Below are 15705 nucleotides of genomic sequence, written 5' to 3'. Positions count from 1 at the left end.
CGCACCCGCCCCGGGCGGCGAGGAGAACAAGAAGGTCATCCTCTGGAACAACCCCCAGTGAGGCAGCGGTGGCCCGCCCCCCCAGGCCGCGGCTCCCCCCGGCAAAAGGAGGTTGCAATGAGCCGTTACACCATCACCGTCACTGGCACCGTCACCGTCACCGGACAGGTCCGCTCGGATCCAGACGCTGTCATCGGCTACGACCCACCGCTTCGCACCTACTTCCTGCACGCGTTCCCGCACGAAGAAACCGACGAGCCCGCGCTCTGGCTTGGCACCCGCGATCGCGCGTTCGAAGCGCTTGAGGATCTTCGCCATGCAGCCATCTCACAAGGCTACGACTTCATGGAGCTGTCGGCCGATGTCGCGGCGAAACTCATCGCAGACAAGGCGGCTATGGCTGATCGGGCGCCGCCTCAATGAGCCCGACTGGGCGAACGGGTCCCAAAGGCCCGGCGACGGATCGCTCCGGCGCCGGGCTTTTCTTATGCAGAGTGGCTGGAGACCAATGTCTATCAGCCAGTGCGGCCGGTCGACGGCGAAACGGAAGGGAGTGCCTGGCCGAGATTTCCAGGATTGCGGAATTGAGAACCGCCAAGCCCGCTATAATCGATAGGCGGCGGACCTGATTTCCGCCAGACTGGCGCCGATCCAGTGTCAGCTGGGCGCGTCGTCGTTCTGGCCTATGGCGCGGCAGCGCAGCGCGCAGGAGCGATTTCAATGCCTCCAGGAGAGCGACTGGACTCGGCTCCTGCTCCTCGACGAAACCTTGTCCACGGCGTATTGGCTGTGCTCCTTTCTGGGTCTCGTCATGGCCTTTACAACCCCTGGTGCAGCAATTCGCCGCTATCGATCATGCGCAGGTTCATATCGCCAGGCGTCTTGATGAGCAGTTGGGCGTAAAGGGCTCGCAGGTCACGCGGCTCGGTGCAGGCCAGCCAGGCGCGAAGCTTGTAGAGACCGGGCTGAAGGTCGGCGCCGAAGATGAAGGAGACGCTTTTTTGCTCCCGGGCAGGCATTTGGATTTCGCCGTGCTGGGAGCCGATCGAGCGATCTTCAAGCCAGAGCGAGGCAATGCAGCCGGCATTGGCAAAGACGTTGGATCCGGTGGTGGCGCGGTACTCCACGGCGAGCTGCGTGCGGCCGGGCTCTGCAATCTTCAGCCAGCCCTGTAGTTCGACTGAGGTGAGGCCGGTGTAGAGCACACCGTTGCGTGACTGTTCACTGAGGGGAATGGCGCCGCCGATATAGATAAAGCTGCCGACGCTGTCGGCTGGGATCTCTGGAAGATTGTCTTTTTTGGCTGGCGCGACGCGGGCGATGGCGAGCGCGCCCCGCTGGTAAGCTTGGCTCGCACCATCTTCGGAGGAAGCCTGCTTCGCGCCATCGTTGCCAGTGGCGGGCAGGCTGTCGTTGCTCTTTGCCGACGCGCCCCCCTGTCCGGTGATGCCGAGATGCTCGATCAGCGAATCGAGTTTCCGCTCGATGCGGTCCAACTGCTTCTGGGTTTCTGGCTGCCGGTCTTGCGCCAGGGCGAAGCCGGGGCCCTCACCGAAAATCAATGCTGCGATCGCAATGCCGAGCGCCAGCCCGCCCACACTTTTTCTTTGCATCATGGTGATGATCCTTCCATCGGCACGGTTCCAAAATTGTCGTGCGGCGCTGGTGCCAGTTTTATCCCTTGCAGCGGCCGGCCTGGAGCGACAGCGGGCGTTTCCTCGGGCGCCGGCTCCAAGGTTCCAAGGGGGTGGGGCGGCTCCGTCGTCTGCGCGGCCGAAGACGCATTGCCCTGTTCGAAATTATCACGACCCATCGGCGGGGTGCTGGCGTTCTTTCCAGCGTCGGTGGGGCGATCGTCGCGCTGGCCGCCGACATCCTGACCGATACTGACAGCCAGAAAGATCAAAGCCAGGACAGCGGCGATCGTGGCATAGCGGAACAGCGGATCGCGCCGGAACAGGGCGGGAACAAGTTTGAGCCAGCGTAGAAGCGTGGCTCGCACAGATGAGAAGAGCGTCTCATCCGTCATGTGGTTGACCCCTGCCGCTCGTATGTCGCCATCGCCGTCTCAATGTCTTCGGGTCCTATGGTCATGATGGCGTCGCGGCCGGCATTTCCGACACCCTTTGTCGCGAGGCGCATGGCCTGCGCCTCGCGCGTGCCTTCCCAAAGCGTGCGGATCGCGCGCGCATTGCCAAAATGGTCTCCACCTTCCGCCTCCATGCAGTCGCAGGCAAGGTTGACCCGGTCCTCGGCGGCGTCGTCGAGCACAAAGCCTTCGCGGTCGGCGAGGTTGCGAAAAATCCCCGCCAGCTCTTCAGCCGAATAGTCCTCGAACATGATTGTCCTGGTGAATCGGGAGCGCAGGCCGGGATTTGAATCCAGGAAGCGGCGCATTTCGCCAGTGTAGCCGGCGGCGATGACACACAATCGATCTCGATGGTCCTCCATCAGCTTCAGCAGCGTGTCGATCGCCTCGCGACCAAAATCGTTAGCGCCCTCAGCAGGTGCAAGGCTGTAGGCTTCGTCAATGAACAGGACGCCATCAAATGCTGCCTCGATCACGTCGCGTGTTTTGATCGCCGTCTGACCCACGTAACCGGCAACGAGCTGGCTGCGGTCGACCTCAACGACATGGCCGGATCTGAGCAGGCCGAGGGCTGCAAGAATCTCGCCCATGAGACGCGCCGCCGTGGTTTTCCCGGTCCCGGGATTGCCGAGGAAGATCAGATGCAGGCTTGGGGGGGCGGCGTTGATGCCGTGGCGCCGACGTTCCTGCTCGGCCTGCAACACGGCTATCAGTTTCCTGACCTCCGCCTTGACGGAGCGCCATCCGGTAACGGCGTCGAGTTCGGCCAGCACCTCATCGAGCGGCCGATGTTTTGACGTCCGGATGGGAAGAGCGGATTTGGTTTCAACGTCTCGCCGATCGTTCCCCTGCAAAAATTTCCGCGATGCCGGCAGGCCATATTTGTCGGCATGCGCCAGCCGCCAGCCCATGACGGTCATCGCGACGAGGAGGATGACGCAGGAATAGGCTTCCAGCAGCGCAAGCACGACGATCAGAACGGCAAGGCCAAGGATGATCGGGACCAGAACGCGCTGCATCTCTTGCTCAACCTGACTGGCTTTGGGGCGCGAAACGGTTGCTCTCGACGCGTGCGACCATTTCGGACCGGCGGAAATAAATCGCGCGGCCGCAGCGCAGTGGTTGTCTGCCCTGGACGAAAACAAACTGCTCGTCGGCCCGGGCGTCGGCAAGGATTTCGGAGACGGTCGCCAATCGCCGGCCGCGTTCGGATCTCTGTTCCGAAGCGCCGGTCGAGGCGGTGCCGATCTCGAGCGGTCGTGCGCTTTTTCCCCGGTTTTTTGTCTCGGAGCTCAGCACGACGCCATGTTCGCCGAGCGTTTCGGAGACGGCGCGAGCCTGTTCAGAGTGAGCCGATCGCCGCGTAGGATCGCCAGGAAGCGCTTTCGAACCAGGCGCTCTTGCCGCCGTCGCCCCACTGCTCCCTGAGCTGCCCTTCGGACTGATAGAGCATGACCAGCGTGATGCCGTATTTGCGGCCGGCATCGCGGGCGCGGGCCAGGGATGTCATGTAGCCAAGACGTGCGACCTCATCGAGCAGGAAGACGACGCGTCCGCCGGGCAACACACCATCGGCCTCATAGACGGCATTGAGCAATGATCCGACAACAACACGGGCGAACGCCGGCGTCGATTCCAGCACCTTCATCGGGATGTTGATAAAAAGGTCGAGATTGCCGGCAACCAGATCAGCAGTGCGAAAGCTGTTGCCCGACAGCAGTTTTGCATAGGCGGGGTTGGCGAGCCATTCGGTCTGCTCGCTCATGTTGCCGTAGACGCCGGAGAAGGTCTCGGCGACCAGTCCCATCAACTGGCCGGCGAGATGGCGGGCGCGATGCGAGGAGGAGTGTTCAAATATGCGCGCCAGCTCGTCCCGCATTTTTTGCTCCGGCAAGGCGAGCCGTTGCGCCAGTGTGACAAGATTGCGTTTGTCGTCGGACAGATTTTTATCGAAAACGATGTCGGAAAGCAGGGTCTCGACGATGGCCTTGCCACGGCCCTCGAAAAAGGCCTTGCCGGAGACGCCGTGCGGCGCATCACGGGTGGCGGTGTGTTTCTCGCCGCAGATCCAGTCGACGACCGAGCGGATGTCACCGTCGATGAGGGGCGAAGCTTTTGCCAGCCAGTCGAGCGCATTGAAGGCTCCGGTTCCCTTCATCGGATCGATTGATATGGCGCGCCGGCCCATGGCCGTGCGCGCGCCGGTCAGCATCGGCGCCAACTCGGAGGAGGGATCGAGGGTGACGATCGGGCCGCGCCAGGTGAGCAGCGTCGGCACGCAGACGGACACAGTTTTGTAGGCGCCAGAGCCGGCGAAGACGAGACCATGGGTGCCGCCCCAAGAGAGGTCGAAGGTGAGCAGAGGTGCCTTGCCACCCTTGCCCCAGGTTTTTCGATCGCGCGAATCGAACTTTTGTCTGCGCCGCGCCGGCGCATCCTGGTCAACGCGGTAGGCTTCGCCGATGACGATGCCGCCGAGATCTTTTGTGCCCGGCGACCTGTTGGCACCACCAAACAGATTTTGCGCTTCACGAATGTCCATCCAGTCGGCGTGGCCAAAGATGTCGGAAGCGGCGCGTTCGATCGGCGCAACGGAGTGTGGGCGCAACGACCCGCCCATCAGGATTTTTGTTCCGGCAACGCTGGCGAGAAACCCGACGGCACCGGCATAGAAGACGCTCATGTCCGCCGCGTTCAAAATGGCGGACCAGGGATAGGCCGGCCGCAGGTCGAGCAGCCGTGTCGCTTGCGGCCAGACAGTGAAAACCGTTGCGGCGGCCATGCCCAACACGCCGGCGATGGCAGTGAGGGGCAGCACAATGCCGGATCGGCGCAGCAGGAGAGCCGCCGCCATTGTGATGGCCGGACCGAGCAGGGCGATCGATGGCCATGCCGCATAACCAAGTCTGTAGATCACTGATGCCGGCGACAGACCAGTCCGATACCAGTCGAGCAAGGCGTCGCCCCACAGGGCATGCGCGTAGCGCCAGGCGGGATACCAGATGACGAGCGGCAGGATGGCGATGAGCGCTTTGAACGCAGTCTTGACGAGATCGTAGGAGAGCCGTCCAATCACTTTTTGGCCCCTCCGCGTCGGCGCTATGAGCGTTCAGACTTTTTGCCGCGATCCGGCTCCCGATCGGACTCCGCCGTGGAATGAACGCGCCGCACGCTGCCGTGTTGCTCGGCGGCAAGTGTCGCGACAGCATCGTGATCCGCCAGCCCCTCCCAGTGCTGCAGAACCTTGTTCCAGCGCAGGCCGGCGCCGCGCAGGCGGGTCGCGAATGGGGGCGGCAGCGGAGCAGGGAAGGTGAGGGTCAACGGTTCGTTTGTTGCGCCATTGCCGATCGTTTCCCCAGCGAGCGCGGTTTTACCAGCCTTGATCCACTCGGTAACTTTTGCCTTGTCGCCCGCGACAACGGCAAGCGACAACAGCCCGCCATAAAGCGCGGCTTCCTCCAGGTCCAATAATCCGGCGCGTTCGACGAGGGTTCCGGCTTCGATGAGGCGGCGGGTGCGCTGCTTGCGTTCGTCCGCCTTGAGTTTTGCTTCCTGCTCGGCGAGTTTTGCGCGCTGCTGCTCCAGGCGGTTCATGCGTTCGGCAAGCGAGGTGCGGGCCATGGCGAGAATCTCCGCTTTTTCTCCCTCCGCCAAGCCCAAGCGGACTTTGCCAGCCGAGGCGCGTCTCTTCAACCCCCTTTTGTATATGCCGGCGAATGCAACCAAGGCCCCCGGCGTTTTCTGCCGGCTGCGGATTCTGCCACATCGCCTAAGGTCTGTCGACGGACGATTGCAGACGCAATATGCATTCTTCGAATGCTTGCTTGCGCCAGATCATCGGTGATGGCATCCTGTGGCAATGGCTATCGCTTTCGCCCGTGCCCGCTACATCTCCCGCTCGGACGGCGGCAGTGCGGTGCGCTCGGCCGCCTATAACGGCCGCGAGGCGATCAAGGGGCAACGCACCGGCGAGGTGTTTTACTTCAAGCACCGCGAGGCGCCGGAGCATCACGAGGTGCTGTTGCCGGAAGGCGCACCGTCAGAGCTGGGGTCGAGCGATGCGCTGTGGAACGCGGCCGAGGCCATGGAAAAACGCAAGGACGCGCAGCTGGCGCGCGAGCTCGTGCTGGCCCTGCCGGCCAATGAAGAGCTTGGCCATGACGACCGGGTGGAGCTGGCAAGGTCGTTTGCGCAGGAACATTTTGTCTCGAAGGGGCTGGCGGTGCAGCTCGATGTCCATGCGCCGCATGGGGCGGAGAGCGAGGGCGAGCGGGCCAATTACCATGCGCATTTGTTGATCACGACGCGGCGTCTTGGGGAGGAGGGGTTTGCCGCAAAAAAAGCGCGCGATCTCGATCCCGTCATCAAGCGGGGCGGGGGGCGGGCCATTGTCGCTGAGGGTGAGGCCTGGGGACAATTGTGGCGCGATCATCAGAACCGCTATTTTGCCGAACAGGGGCTTTCGATCCGCGTCGATGCGACGAGCGCGGTGCCGCAGGAGCATATCGGCCCGATCCGCATGCGCACGCCGGGTGCGGAGGCCAATGTGCGGGCCGAGCATATCAGGCGAGCCAATGAAGAAGCCGCGCGCGATCCGGACCATGTGCTCGCTGTTCTGACGCGCAACCAGGCGAGCTTTTCCGAGTACGATCTCGACCGGCATCTGAAAAGGCACATTCGCGATGAGGGCGAACGGGCGGATGTGAAGGGCAAGGTGCTCGGGCGTGACGATGTGCTGGCGCTGCATGACCGGGAGACAGGCGAGAGTGCAGGACGCTGGACAACGCGGGCGGTGCGCGACCAGGAGATTTTGGCGCTTGCCGATGGTCGGCGCGTGGCCGGAGGGTCACATCGCGATGTCGGGGCAAGGGCGCGCGAGCGGCTCGTATCCGTGCAGGAACTGCGCGCGGATCAGTTGGCCGCGTTCGATCATGCGACGGAGTCCGGCGGGCTAAAGATAATCGAAGGCCGGGCCGGGACCGGAAAGAGTTTTGCCCTTGGCTCCATTCGCGAGGCGCATGAGGCGGCGGGTTATCGGGTTGTCGGACTGGCGCCGACAAACGCCGTGGCGCAGACGATGAAGGAGGACGGTTTTGCGCGCTCGTCGACCGTTCATGCCGAACTGTTCCGGCTGAAGAATGGCCGTGTGCAGTGGGACCATCGCACGCTGGTTGTTGTCGACGAGGCGGCGATGACGGACGCCAAGGTGACCGGCGAGGTGTTACGCGAAGCGCGGCTGTCGGGCGCCAAGGTTGTGCTGGCAGGCGACGACCGGCAACTCGGCTCGATCGAGCGCGGCGGGCTGTTCACGGAACTGAAGAAAGAACACGGCTCGGCCGAGATCACGCAGGTGACACGCCAGAAGGTGGATTGGCAAAAAGAGGCGGCGCGCGATCTGTCGGGCGGGCGCTTCGAGCAAGCCTTGCGGGCCTTCGCGCGAAACAAATCGGTGGTGTGGACGTCGAAGCAGGACGAATTGCGAGAAAAACTGGTCGAACGGTGGGCCAAGGCTGCTGCCTCCAATCCGACGGCATCGCGGTTCGTGTTCGCCTATACCAACAAGGATGTCGACGCGCTGAACAAGGATCTGCGCGCGGTTCGTCGCGAGCGTGGTGAGCTCGGTGAGGACTTTGTGTTTACCACCAAGCACGGGGAGGCCGCGTTCGCGGTCGGCGACCGGGTGCAGTTCACGGATACGCTGAAGGGCGCCGGCATCTACAACGGCAATGCCGGCGTGATCACCAGCATTGACCGCAACTTTGGCCGCATAGGTGTCGTGCTCGATGCGGCGGCAGGCCGGGAAGGGCGGAAGGTCGAATGGTATGCATCGGAGTTTTCTGGATTCCGGCACGGCTATGCCGGCACGATCTACAAAGGCCAGGGCAAGACGATCGACCATACCTATCTCATGCACACGCATCACTGGCGTGCCGCCTCGAGCTATGTTGCGCTGACGAGGCAGCGTGAGAGCGCGACAATCTTCGTGGCGACCCAGACTGCGCGGGATTTGCGGCAGCTCGCCCGCCAGATCGGCCGCAACGAGATCAAGGCGGCGTCAGTGGCTTATGCAACACGCGACGAGCTCAGCGCGGAACAACGGGCGAAGTTGGACGAGGGACGGGCGACGGAGAACGCTCGGACAGTGTTGCATGTTGGGCAAGCTCAGGATGACCGGGAACCAGAGGAGCAGCGGATGGCTTCAGTTGTCGAAGAGGCACGCGCGGGCATGCGTCAGGCAGATCCGCGCACACCGGAAATGCAGTCCGGCGCGATTGCCAAGGACGCGGAGAGCCAGCGTCGGCCTGAGCATCGAGGCGCGACGCCTGAGCCCGTCGTGGCGCAGAAGTCAAAAAAGGCAGGAGGCAGCTATCGCCGCGGGCCAGCTGATGATCGGGTCGTGGCGAGCAAAACCGAAAATCGGCAGGCCGTTCCAGGTGCCAGAAATGAAGAGGGGTCGCCCAGCACCACCCCCGACCGGCCAGCGGACCTCAGGGTGCTGATAGCTGCATTCCAGGATGTGGCTGCTGGTGGCGTGCGCCGCGACAGCTTTGGGCGATCGATCGACGAAGAAAGCATCGCCGCTGCTGTCAGTCGCGATGCGGATGTACAGCGCGAGCGCGAGGCTCGCTCAATCTATCTGCAGACCGCCTACCGTGATCCGAAATCCGCGGCGCGGCGTCTCGACGAAATCATTGCGCGAGACGGCCCGACAAGTGCTGCACAACGGATATCGGTTGATGCAGCACTGCTTGGCGAACTGCGGGGCAGGGAAGGGTTCTTCGCCGGCGCTAAGGCTCGTGAGGAGCGGGAAGCAGCTCTTAGAGCAACCGCAGCGATCGGTCCGAACATTGTCCGGACTGCCGAGTTCGAGAACCGGGCCGAGCAATACTATCGCACCGAGGTCGAAAAGCAGCTCAAGGCTGACGCGGTGGAGGTAAGGGATGTTTCGGATCGGGCGAAAGCCGCGCTCGGAAAAATTGCAATGGCCAAGGATGATCGCGAGCGAGCCGAAGCCTTCAAGGCGGTGTCAGCCGATCAGGAGGTCAGTCGGGAGATCGCCACATTCAGGAAATCGATTGAAGCCCGTTTCGGTGAAGACGGCGCTCGCGAAATCGCTCGTGCGACAGCATCGGGCAAACCGTTTGAACATCCGTCCGCACCGAAATCCGAGCAGGGCAGGTTGGGTGAGGCCGCGGCTCTCTATTCTGCAGTCCGATCTGGTGAAGTCGCGTCCAGGCGACAGGCCGAAACTGAGCGTCTTTCAGCGCGAGAATCCAAGTCGACACGGCTGAAGCAGTAGGGAAAAGGGCTGCTATGAAAGCGGCGCGGGGGCCGGCTGTCGTTTTCATTCAGCGCGGAGCCTTGATGCCCCCCATCTGCGGACGCTGCAATCGGCCCGCTAGCCATTGCGAAGCGTGAGCGCGCCGAGAGGACAGGTACCGGCCTGATCCGCAGGCAGCCAGGTGTCGCCCACAGCATCAAACTGATCATCGAGCCAAATCAACTGCCGTCACTTCGGGCCTACCCAACCAAACCTCTGTGCAGAGGTACTGGTGCCCCTGTAGAGGGTCGCGCGATGCTCCTTCAGGAGCCGGGCGACCTCGACCGCGCTCAATATCGTCGTTGATGAGCCGTCGCGCATGGGCGAGCTCGTCGGCCGATAGGGCAGGGGAGAGACCGAACCGCATCCGACGCGCCCTCGCCCCGATCCGGCGCGGAGACATCAAATAGCTCAAACCTCGCTAAAGTCGTAGCGAAACCCCCGGACCTCCCAAAGCTCTGACAGGGTCGGGGTTTCTTTCAAAAAACGAAGAACCTTCCGAGCCGCGATCAAATTGTAGGGGAACATTCCAATTGATGAGTGCCCACAATTCAGCCGCACGACCTCAGGCGGAAGATTGCACTTCGCCAGCAACTTAATGAGACGCTCAGAGCCTTCTGGGCGCGCAACCGTATCGTCCTTACCGAGCAAGAACATCAAATCCAGACGAGGACGTGTAAGGCCGAAAAGATGCTTCTCTAGATCGATGAGACCCCAAGCGGTTCTTAGCCCTTCCAGTGACATGGACGGTTCAATACGACCACGTAAGGCCGTCATGGTCTCCGCAGTCCAGACGAGATCAGCTGGGCTTCCCGGCGATACCATGAGAACCGCCTTATCAACCTTCTGCTCTTGGGCAGCAACGAGACCCGCAATCGTGCCACCCAAACACATCCCCACAACCGAGATTTTCTGATACCCCTGATCATAAAGCCAACGAACAATCTTACGGCCATCTAAGACAGCCTGTCTCATCGACTGGACGGTGCGCCCTAAATTCGCGTTGAAAAGTTTCTCCTCAGAATAGTCATTCGAAGCCCGCCCAAAATGATACGGAAGTGTAGCTTCAATAACCGTTATGCCCTTTCGAGCGAAGTATTTTGAAAATGCCGGATACCGACTCCGAGCATACCAATGATGAAACACAACAATCGCATGTTGTTTCAATCCACTGTCGGCAACAACGCATTCGAACGCATTGTTCGTCCGGTCTTCAGTTGAAATATCAGATTGGAATATAACACGATCCGCTTCTTCCCTTAACGGAACAGCTGGCAATATAGGTGCGAAAAACGCCTCGCCCTTGGAAATTTCATTGAAGACCAGTTCGTCAGAACCATCTTGAGAAAATGGAACCGCCTTATCATGAATACGCCTCTGTCGTTCTAATGATCTCAGAACGTGCTTGCGATCATAACGGCGCGCTAGATAACGGAACATTTTCTCTCCTTTCTTGCAGGTCGGAAACCTATCATCATAAAACCAATGCTGAAGTCCCGCCGTACTTCATTCACTCGACAAAGGCGGCTGGACATCCCTCCACACTGTTTAGCGCCCGATAAAGGGTTGCTCGATGCACCTTCAGGAGCCGTGCAATCTCAGTCACTGGCTTGTCTTGGGCGATGAGCTGACGGGCGTGCGTGACCTGGTCGGCCGATAGGGCAGGGGAAGGACCGAACCGCACTCCACGTGCCCTGGCCGCGATCCTGCCGGCGCTGGTGCGCTCCACGATCAAGGATCGCTCGAAATCCGCAACGCCGGCGAACACGGTCAACACCATGCGGCCGGCCGGCGTCGTCGTGTCGGCCCATGGCTCGGCCAAAGATCGCAAGCCGGCCTCGGCCTCCCTGATCCGCTCGGCAATGTCGAGAAGGTCGCGCGTCGATCGGGCGAGGCGGTCTAGCCTGGTGACCGTCACCACGTCGCCGGGGCGCAAATGGTCGAGGAGCTTCACAAGCTCGGGCCGATCTCGCTTTGCCCCGGAAACCTTTTCCTCAAAGAGGCGAATGCAGCCGGCCGCGCCAAGCGCCGCGTGCTGCTGGTCGAGGTCCTGGCCCTGGGTGGAGACCCGGGCATAGCCAATCATCATCGTGGCGGGTTTCCTCGCAAGTTATGTCGCAAGGACAATTATCACTTGCGACAAAGACATGCGACACAAAAACCCCCTGACTTTCAGGGGACGACCGATCTGTCGCAGCTTTTAGGAATTATGCGACGCAGCAACGATCTGCCGAAGAAGCTGCGCGAAATGGGCCGATATGGTCCGACCTGGAACGCCGGCCTTCGGGGTTGCGGAAGAGTTCAGAGTCTCCCGTTGAGTCGTGTCAGGCGGTGAGGTGGTGCTAAGTAGCATAGATCTGTCTAACTGAAGCTTATAGGGGGAGTGCCTACTGTAACAGTTGAGAGATTTCCGGTAGGTTATCGTGAGTAAGACGGTCGATTTTTACCATGAATACTTTGAATAATTGAAAAAAAATAAATTGTAAATGGCGAAAGTTGCATAATCTATCTTATGGAACTGTCGCAAATTCGTCTGCCCAGCGGTTTCTCTGCGACCGGCGCTCGACATATAAGGCCACAACAGCGGCGTCCAAGACGTCCGGCGGAAATCGTCGCGCCAGACGCCATCCTCGCTGAATGGGCACACATTGAGAAGCGGTTGGGCGGCAGCGGCGGCACCATAGAGGCAAAATGCAACTTCCCGCTGATCCAAAGCGAGAACGACCTAATCCTCGTCGACATCGGCGGGGCGGTAAATTCCAGCCAACGGAGGGACAACTGGAAACCGCACTTTCGGCCGCAGGACACAACCCTGCCGCCGTCACCAAGGTGCTGCTCACCCACGCGCATCCAGATCATCTGTGGGGCATGCTAGGTTCCACGGGCAAGCTGCGCTTTCCGAATGCCACCTACTACATCGGCGCAGCGGAGTGGGACTTCTGGATGACCCCGGACTACGCGTCCTCCATGCTCGAAGTGCTACATCCGTTCGCACAAGGCTCGCAACGGGATCTTTCCGCGATCCGCGAGCGTGTAATGACCGTGAAGGATAAGGACGAAGTCTTACCGGGTATTCATGCGATAGCCACGCCGGGACATACTCCCGGACATTTCTCCTATGCGCTTACCGGATCTGAGACGCTTGTCGTGACCGGAGACGTCGTTACCAACGAGATCGTTTCGTTCGAGCATCCGGCCTGGCGCTTCGGCAATGACACCGACAAGCAAGCCGCTATCGCCAGTCGCCAACGCTTTGTCGACCGGTCGGCGACAGATCGCTTCCGGCTCCTTGGCTACCATTTCGCCTATCCTGGCCTTGGCGCGGTCGAGAGAATCGGCAGTGCATTTCGTTTTGTCGCGAATGCGCAATGAAGGCGATCAACTTTCGGAAGGCTCCTGAAGTCCTGGCGCTTACATCGTCGTTCCCGAAGGTCTGCATTCCGGCGTGTAACCAAACGTCGGCAACTAGCGCTCCTTGTCCTGCTGGTGCAAGCGTTTCCCCACCCCCGCACCGTACTGCGGTCGGATTCAGGCATCTTGCCGGAACTCACGATAATCGTCATCCTTGCCAGCCCGACGGCCAGCGTTCCGACCGGTCGTCACGGAGTGCCCGCCCTTGCAAGAAGACGACGCCGGAAACGCATTCCAAGAGGCGATCCTCGCTTCGGTGGTTCGCTCATCGCTCGACTGCGTGATCGTCACGGACGAAGCCGGATTGGTTGTGGAATTCAATCCGGCGGCCGAGGAGACCTTCGGCTATTCGCGCGCTGAAGCGGTCGGCAGACAGATCTCGGAGCTCATCGTCCCGCCGCATCTGCGCAAGGCGCACGCAGACGGGCTTGCGGCCTATCTTGCGGGTGGCGTCCCGCGGTTGCTCGGGCGTCGTACAGAGCAGACTGCCATGCGAGCGAACGGCACCGAGTTTCCGGTGGAACTCACGATCACCGAAGCCCGGAGCGGCAAACGTCGTTTCTTCACGGCGAGCTTGCGCGACCTGTCGCAGCGCCACGCTGCCGACGCCGCTCTGCGTGCCAGCGAAGCCCGATTGGCGGCGTTCATGAAGCATGCTCCCGTAGGCATGTACCTGAAGGATACCGACGGGCGCTATCTGATCGCCAATCCCGAAATGGGAAAGGTCTTCGGCCGGCCGGCCGAGAGCGCAATCGGATTAAGCGCGGCCGACATTTTCGGGCCCCAGGAAGCCGCGATGATCGCGGAAAACGATCGCCGCGTCCTGGAATCAGGACAGGCGATTGCAATTGAGGAATTCCTAAGCAACGCGGCCGACTATGCCTGGAGCCTTGTCGTCCGCTTTCCCGTTCTGGGAGCCGATCAGCAGCAGGCGCGCATCGGCGGCTTCGATATCGACATAACCGAGCAGAAGCGCGCAGCCGAGCGCCTGCAGCAAAGCGAGCGGCGCTTCCGAGACCTCACTCACTATCATCCGGTTCCGGTCGTTTTCATAGACTCGCGAACGAGGCAGCTGATTAACGCCAATCCCGCCTTCCGCGAGATCATGGGCATAGGCCCGGAGGACGAGGACAGCTTGCGGCAGCACCGCTGGTTCGCCACACGGGAAGACTATCGGCGCCTCAAAGCGCTGTCACGTCAGCAGCCGCGCGCCGACGGCGTGGAGGCTCAACTTCGGCGTCTGGACGGCTCCATGTTTCCCGTGTCGCTGAGTTGGCGCCACATCGAGATGGACGACCGACCGGTGATCGTCGGCAGCATTCTTGATCTCACCGCAACCAAGGCGGCTGAAGCCGAACTGGCGCGGTCGCGCGAGGCATTGGCTCAGAGCGAGCGCCTCAACGCACTTGGTTCGCTGCTTGCCGGCGTTTCGCACGAACTCAACAACCCCTTGGCGGTCGTCGTCGCGCAGGCCCAGTTGCTGGAAGAATTTCTAGGCGGAACCGCCCACGCACAGCGGGCCGGCAAGATCAGACTCGCCGCCGAGCGCTGCGCGCGCATCGTGAAGACCTTCCTGGCAATGGCGCGACAACGCCAGCCGGAGCGCCGCAGTATCGACGTCAACGATCTGATCCGCGCAGTTCTCGACATCGCCGGCTACGGTTTGCGCACGGCAGGCATCGAGGTGCAATGCCGGCTCGCCGAGGGCCTGCCGCCTCTGGAAGTCGACCCTGACCAGATGCATCAGGTGTTCTACAACCTGATCGTCAACGCGCAACACGCCCTGCAGGAGATACCGGCACCGCGGCGGATCGAGATCGAAACGTCGCTTGAAGGCAATGACCTCCAGATCGTGATCGCCGACAATGGCCCCGGTGTGCCCGCCGAGATCCGGAATCGCGTTTTCGATCCGTTTTTTACCACCAAGGCTCAGGGTGCGGGCACCGGGATCGGGCTCGCTTTCTCGCTCAGCGTGGTGCAGTCGCACAATGGACGGCTGGCCCTGCTTGACCGTGCGGACGGCGCGCATTTCCGGTTGCTGTTGCCGGTGGAGGCCTGCACTTCGTCAGATTCAGTCGAAGGTGTTGCGGCGCACTCGGTCGCGGGCATCGGTTGCACCGCCCTTGTGGTCGATGACGAGCGGGAGGTTGGGGAAACGATGGCAGAACTACTAGAGGCTGAAGGTTTTGCCGTCAGGATCGTCGAGGACGGCGCCGGCGCCAAGGCAGCGCTGATGAGTGCTGTTTTCGATGTGATCTTTTGCGATCTGCGGATGCCGAACATCGACGGCCCCGCCTTGTTCGATTGGGCCTGTCAGGCAATCCCGGGCATAGCGGAGCGATTCGTTTTCGTTACCGGCGACACGCTCGGCGGCGCTGCGGCGCGCTTCCTTGAACGGGCCGGTCGACCAGTTGTCGAGAAGCCGTTTTCGCGCGATTCTATCCGCCGGGCACTAAGCTCGTTGGCAGACGTTCCGCGCTAGCCAACGACCCTCTTTGCGCGCTGGCGCCTTCGGACAACACCGCAGCGTCAGCGAACACGCATCGCAGTCCAGCTTGCTCGCGCAATACCGCATAAAACCTTTTTCTTCGACACTGCGTTGGCGCATGGGCTCGGATTATATCGCGATGGAGCGTCCTACGTCTCAATCGGGTCGATTCAAGCCGTAGCGCGAAGCTCAGGTTTGGAGAAGCGCCGGGAATGGCAGCTCCTGGCGCTACCCGGGCGGCGGGCGATTCAGCTGCTCTGAAGGCCGAGGTGAGCGTCAAAGGGCCGACTCGGGTCAGTGCTTGCCTTAGAAGTCCTCCGAACGAAGGGCAGAGAAGGGTCGGAACGTTGCCATTCGTCTCATCGATGGGAACGAGCAAGTGGCGCCATTTGCTGA

The 15705-nt window shown here is 61.4% G+C and carries 12 protein-coding genes; 4 read left to right on the top strand and 8 right to left on the bottom strand.

The annotated features are described in order from the left end of the window. Nucleotides 1–117 precede the first annotated feature (117 nt). Nucleotides 118–423 carry a hypothetical protein gene (locus tag NKJ55_RS30545; protein WP_352453125.1) on the top strand — a complete coding sequence of 102 codons (306 nt, stop codon included), beginning with the start codon at nt 118–120 and terminating at the stop codon, nt 421–423. A 395-nt stretch (nt 424–818) separates the two neighbouring features. Here NKJ55_RS30545 and NKJ55_RS30540 read toward each other — a convergent pair whose 3' ends face one another. The 6 genes from NKJ55_RS30540 to NKJ55_RS30515 are packed head-to-tail and all read right to left on the bottom strand — an operon-like array spanning nt 819 to nt 5710. Then, a complete protein-coding gene (locus NKJ55_RS30540) occupies nt 819–1616 on the bottom strand; it encodes a hypothetical protein (RefSeq protein ID WP_352453124.1) in 798 nt (265 codons plus the stop codon). Further along, complete coding sequence (locus tag NKJ55_RS30535; RefSeq protein WP_352453123.1) at nt 1613–2029, bottom strand: hypothetical protein; 417 nt, start codon at nt 2027–2029, stop codon at nt 1613–1615. The genes NKJ55_RS30540 and NKJ55_RS30535 overlap by 4 nt, the downstream gene beginning before the upstream one ends. After that, nucleotides 2026–3108 (bottom strand): AAA family ATPase, encoded by a 1083-nt coding sequence (locus NKJ55_RS30530; RefSeq protein WP_352453122.1) that lies wholly within the window; start codon nt 3106–3108, stop codon nt 2026–2028. The genes NKJ55_RS30535 and NKJ55_RS30530 overlap by 4 nt, the downstream gene beginning before the upstream one ends. Before the next feature lie 7 nt (nt 3109–3115). Next, nucleotides 3116–3388: a type IV secretory system conjugative DNA transfer family protein gene (locus NKJ55_RS30525; RefSeq protein WP_352453121.1), complete on the bottom strand. Its 273-nt coding sequence runs from the start codon at nt 3386–3388 to the stop codon at nt 3116–3118. A 43-nt stretch (nt 3389–3431) separates the two neighbouring features. After that, on the bottom strand, nt 3432–5165 hold the full coding sequence (locus tag NKJ55_RS30520) for a type IV secretory system conjugative DNA transfer family protein (protein WP_352453119.1): 1734 nt from the start codon (nt 5163–5165) through the stop codon (nt 3432–3434). A 23-nt stretch (nt 5166–5188) separates the two neighbouring features. Beyond that, nucleotides 5189–5710 (bottom strand): conjugal transfer protein TraD, encoded by a 522-nt coding sequence (locus NKJ55_RS30515; RefSeq protein ID WP_352453118.1) that lies wholly within the window; start codon nt 5708–5710, stop codon nt 5189–5191. A 238-nt stretch (nt 5711–5948) separates the two neighbouring features. Here NKJ55_RS30515 and NKJ55_RS30510 point away from each other — a divergent pair, with 238 nt between their 5' ends. Beyond that, nucleotides 5949–9389, top strand: a complete 3441-nt coding sequence (locus tag NKJ55_RS30510) for an AAA family ATPase (RefSeq protein WP_352453117.1) — start codon at nt 5949–5951, stop codon at nt 9387–9389. Between the two features lie 432 nt (nt 9390–9821). Here NKJ55_RS30510 and NKJ55_RS30505 read toward each other — a convergent pair whose 3' ends face one another. Continuing rightward, on the bottom strand, nt 9822–10850 hold the full coding sequence (locus NKJ55_RS30505; protein WP_352453116.1) for an alpha/beta hydrolase family protein: 1029 nt from the start codon (nt 10848–10850) through the stop codon (nt 9822–9824). A 70-nt stretch (nt 10851–10920) separates the two neighbouring features. Beyond that, nucleotides 10921–11499, bottom strand: coding sequence for a recombinase family protein (locus NKJ55_RS30500; RefSeq protein ID WP_352453115.1), 579 nt, complete (start codon nt 11497–11499; stop codon nt 10921–10923). 602 nt (nt 11500–12101) lie between these two features. Here NKJ55_RS30500 and NKJ55_RS30495 point away from each other — a divergent pair. Continuing rightward, nucleotides 12102–12782: an MBL fold metallo-hydrolase gene (locus NKJ55_RS30495; protein WP_352453114.1), complete on the top strand. Its 681-nt coding sequence runs from the start codon at nt 12102–12104 to the stop codon at nt 12780–12782. Nucleotides 12783–13026: 244 nt separating this feature from the next. Further along, on the top strand, nt 13027–15303 hold the full coding sequence (locus NKJ55_RS30490; protein WP_502904533.1) for a hybrid sensor histidine kinase/response regulator: 2277 nt from the start codon (nt 13027–13029) through the stop codon (nt 15301–15303). The last annotated feature ends 402 nt before the right edge of the window (nt 15304–15705 follow it).

Source organism: Mesorhizobium sp. M0106, assembly GCF_040322715.1.
Lineage (GTDB): Bacteria > Pseudomonadota > Alphaproteobacteria > Rhizobiales > Rhizobiaceae > Mesorhizobium.
This window is presented reverse-complemented; position numbering and strand designations above follow the sequence as displayed.

Coding starts and splice junctions, on each gene's coding strand:
- NKJ55_RS30500 (WP_352453115.1), bottom strand. CDS start 11,499: ATGATGATTGGCTATGCCCGGGTCTCCACCCAGGGCCAGGACCTCGAC.
- NKJ55_RS30495 (WP_352453114.1), top strand. CDS start 12,102: ATGCAACTTCCCGCTGATCCAAAGCGAGAACGACCTAATCCTCGTCGA.
- NKJ55_RS30545 (WP_352453125.1), top strand. CDS start 118: ATGAGCCGTTACACCATCACCGTCACTGGCACCGTCACCGTCACCGGA.
- NKJ55_RS30535 (WP_352453123.1), bottom strand. CDS start 2,029: ATGACGGATGAGACGCTCTTCTCATCTGTGCGAGCCACGCTTCTACGC.
- NKJ55_RS30515 (WP_352453118.1), bottom strand. CDS start 5,710: ATGGCCCGCACCTCGCTTGCCGAACGCATGAACCGCCTGGAGCAGCAG.
- NKJ55_RS30540 (WP_352453124.1), bottom strand. CDS start 1,616: ATGATGCAAAGAAAAAGTGTGGGCGGGCTGGCGCTCGGCATTGCGATC.
- NKJ55_RS30505 (WP_352453116.1), bottom strand. CDS start 10,850: ATGTTCCGTTATCTAGCGCGCCGTTATGATCGCAAGCACGTTCTGAGA.
- NKJ55_RS30530 (WP_352453122.1), bottom strand. CDS start 3,108: ATGCAGCGCGTTCTGGTCCCGATCATCCTTGGCCTTGCCGTTCTGATC.
- NKJ55_RS30510 (WP_352453117.1), top strand. CDS start 5,949: ATGGCTATCGCTTTCGCCCGTGCCCGCTACATCTCCCGCTCGGACGGC.